Below are 3,711 nucleotides of genomic sequence, written 5' to 3'. Positions count from 1 at the left end.
AGGTGGGGTGAGGGGCGCCCCCTCCCGCTCGCTCAGGCTCGCACCCTCCGCCGCAAGCGGGAGAGGGTTGGGGCTTCTGCGCGCGTTGGGCGGTGGGGCCGATGGGGGAGTCTGGCGGCGGGGGCTTCGAGGCTGTCGCGCGGATGCGATGAATCGCACCCCTACGCGGCGGAAGTGTTATGCAGTTATGCAGTTAGTCCCCGCAGGGGGACTTTGCGCAGTCGTTGCCGCGGTTTCAACCGCCACGCAATGCTGCGGACCGACATTGCCCTTACAGACCTGAGATGAGATTCGTCTTCTTCATCCATTCCGCCGTGTCCGACTGGAACCACGGCAACGCCCACTTCGTGCGCGGCCTGATGACGGCGCTCGCGCGGCGGGGGCACACCGTGGATTCGTGGGAGCCGCGCGGCGCGTGGAGCGTGGAGAACCTGCTGGCGGACCACGGCGTGGGGCCCATCGTCGATTTCGCGCGGGCGTTCCCGGAGATCGCCGTGCACAGCTACGACGGCGAGGGGGCCGGGCTGGAGGACGAGGTCGCCGCCGCGGTGGCCGGCGCGGACGTGGTGATCGTGCACGAGTGGAACACGCCGCGCGTGGCCAACACCGTCGCAGCCGTCGCGCGGCGGCAGGGTTCCGTGGTGCTCTTCCACGACACGCACCACCGGCCGTGGAGCGATCCCGACGCCATCGCCCGCTTCGACCTGGCGGCGTTCGACGGGGTGCTCGCGTTCGGCGACGTGCTGCGCGACATCTACCGCGAGCGGTTCGGCGTGGAGCGCGCGTGGACCTTCCACGAGGCGGCCGACGTGGAGCGCTTCCGGCCGCTGAACCGCGAGAAGACGCAGGACGTGGCTTGGATCGGCAACTGGGGCGACGGGGAGCGGACGGAGGAGCTGCGGGCGTTCTGGCTCGATTCGGCGCGGGCGATGCCGGAGCTGCGCTTCGTCGCGCACGGCGTGCGCTATCCCGCCGAGGCGCTGGCGGAGCTGGCGGATGCTGGGGTGGAGTTCCGCGGCTGGGCGCCGTCCCTGCGCGTGCCGGAGGTGTTCGCCGCCAGCCGCGTCACGCTGCACGTCCCCCGGCGCGCGTACGTGCAGGCGCTGCGCGGCATCCCCACCATCCGCGTGTTCGAGGCGCTGGCGTGCGGCATCCCGCTCGTCTCGGCGCCGTGGCTGGACGCGGAGCGCCTGTTCCGCCCCGGCGACTACGCGAGCGTAGAGACGCCGCGGGAGATGCGCGAGCAGCTTCTCCGCTTCGCCTGCGACGACGACGCGCGGCTGGAGCAGGCAGCGCGCGGCCTGGAAACCATCCTCGCGCGCCACACCTGCGGCCACCGCGCGGACGAGCTGCTCTCCATCGTCGCCGCCCTCCAATCCGCCGGCGCGTCCGCATCCCCCGTCCGCGTGTCTGGAGATGCGCATCTCGCCGATGCCGAGCGTCGTGCATCCACCGACGGAGTTTCGGTAGATGCACATCCCGCCAGCCCCGCTGCGGTCACATCGACCAACGGCGTTTCGGCAGAAGCGCATCCGTCGGACGGCGTCGCCGCGTCCGCATCTTCCGAACGGATGCCGGTAGATGACGCGCATCCGACGATCACTGCGGACGCGCTCGCATCGGCCAATGCGCTTGCATCTGCCGGCGCGAGCTCATCTACCGAAACCGTGGGCGTCTCCGCATCTCCCGCAACGACGGCGGCATCCGCGTCGACCGAGTCCACTTCCGCAGCCGAGGCCGCATGCGCCTGACCTTCTTCGGATCGTCTCTCGTGTCGTCGTACTGGAACGGCGCGGCCACGTACTACCGCGGCCTGCTGCGCGCGCTGCACGGCCTAGGGCACGAGATCGTGTTCTGCGAGCCCGACGCGTACGGCCGCCAGCAGAACCGCGACCTGGCCGAAGATCCGCCCTACGCCCGCGTCGTCGTCTACACGACCGCCGAGGAACGCGACGCGCTGGTCGAGGAGGCGTTCGCATCTTCCGACTGGGTCGTGAAGTGCAGCGGCGTGGGCGTGTGGGACGCGGAGCTGGAGGATGCGGTCGCGTCGCGCTCCGGCGGCGAGACGCGCACGGCGTTCCTGGACGTGGACGCGCCAGCGACTCTCGGCCGCATCGGCGCCGACGCGGCGGACCCGTTCCGCGCGTGCATCCCGCTCTTCGACCACGTCTTCACCTACGGCGGCGGCCCGCCCGTGGTAGAAGCGTACGAGCGGTGGGGCGCCAAGGCGTGCACGCCCGTCTACAACGCGCTGGACCCGGACGAGCACCGCCCGCTGGAGCGCGCGGCCCAGCCGGAGTTCGACCTGCTGTTCATGGGCAATCGCCTGCCGGACCGCGAGGCGCGCGTGGACGAGTTCTTCTTCCGCGCCGCGTCGCTGTGCCCCGATGCGCGCTTCGCCCTGGGCGGCGAGGGCTGGGGCGACAAGGCGATGCCTGCGAACGTGACGTACCTGGGCCACGTGCCCACCGCGCGCCACAACGCGGTGAACGCGTCCGCGCGGCTGATCCTGAACGTCCACCGCGACAGCATGGTGGAGAACGGCTGGTCGCCCGCCACGCGCATGTTCGAGGCGGCGGGCGCCGCGGCTTGCCAGGTCACCGACGCGTGGCGCGGCATCGAGGAGTTCTTCGCGCCCGGCGACGAGATCCTGGTCGCTGCCGACGCGGAGGGCGTGGCGGAGTGGGTGCGGAGTGTGGACGCGGGGGATGCGCGGCGGATCGGGCAGGCGGCGCGGCGGCGCGCGCTGGCGGACCACACGTATGCGCAGCGGGCGCTGCTGCTGGACTCCATCCTCCGCGCGCCGGTGGAGGCTGCCGCATGAAGCTCGTCGTCTTCGGCCTCTCCATCTCATCCAGCTGGGGCAACGGGCACGCGACCACGTACCGCGCCCTGCTGCGCGCCTTCGCCGCCCGAGGGCACGAGGTGGTGTTCTACGAGTGGGACGCGCCCTGGTACGGCGGCGAGCACCGCGACCTGCCGCAGCCGGACTTCTGCACGCTCACGCTCTACCGCGACTGGAGCACCACGCGCCGGGCCGCCATCGCCGAGGCGCTGGAGGCGGACGCCACGCTCGTCGGCTCGTACGTGCACGAGGGGCCGCGCGTGATCGACGACCTTGCGTCCGCCGGCGTGGACCCGCTGTTCTTCTACGACATCGACACGCCGGTCACCGTGGCGGCTCTGCGCTCCGGCGGCGCGGAGTACCTTCGGCCGGACCAGGTGCCGCTCTTCGCCGGCTACTTCTCGTTCACCGGCGGCCCCTTCCTGCACGAGGTCCTGGAGGGCGAGCTGGGCGCGCGCCGGGCCATCCCCCTGTACTGCTCGGTAGATGCGGAGCGCTACCGCCCCGTGGCGCCGGACGCGAAGCTCGCGTCGGACCTCGCGTACATGGGCACCTACGCACCCGACCGCCAGCCGGTGCTGGAGCGCTTCCTTGTGGACGTGGCCAAGCGCCTGCCGGCCAGGCGCTTCATCGTCGCCGGCCCGCAGTACCCGGCGGACCTGCAATGGCCGCGGAACGTGCGCCACATGGCCCACCTTCCACCGTCGCGCCACCCCGCGTTCTACTCGACCGCGGCGTGGCAGCTCAACGCGACGCGGGCGGACATGGTCGCGGCGGGCTGGTCGCCGTCCGTGCGCCTGTTCGAGGCGGCGGCTTGCGGCGCGGCCATGATCAGCGACCGCTGGCCCGGCATCGACGCCTTCTTC

The 3,711-nt window shown here is 71.9% G+C and carries 3 protein-coding genes; all 3 read left to right on the top strand.

All coding sequences use genetic code 11. The features are described 5' to 3' along the window. Window positions 1–284: 284 nt before the first annotated feature. Entirely contained in the window at window positions 285–1,751 is a 1,467-nt protein-coding gene (locus VFE05_05970; GenBank protein HET6229610.1) for a glycosyltransferase, read from the top strand. Then, window positions 1,742–2,824: a glycosyltransferase gene (locus tag VFE05_05965; GenBank protein HET6229609.1), complete on the top strand. Its 1,083-nt coding sequence runs from the start codon at window positions 1,742–1,744 to the stop codon at window positions 2,822–2,824. Before VFE05_05970 ends, VFE05_05965 begins: the two co-directional genes overlap by 10 nt. Further along, window positions 2,821–3,711 (top strand): glycosyltransferase (locus VFE05_05960; protein ID HET6229608.1); only part of this gene is annotated, 891 nt, incomplete at its 3' end. The genes VFE05_05965 and VFE05_05960, both read left to right, overlap by 4 nt.

This window comes from Longimicrobiaceae bacterium, assembly GCA_035696245.1.
Classification (GTDB): Bacteria; Gemmatimonadota; Gemmatimonadetes; order Longimicrobiales; family Longimicrobiaceae; genus DASRQW01.
This window is presented reverse-complemented; position numbering and strand designations above follow the sequence as displayed.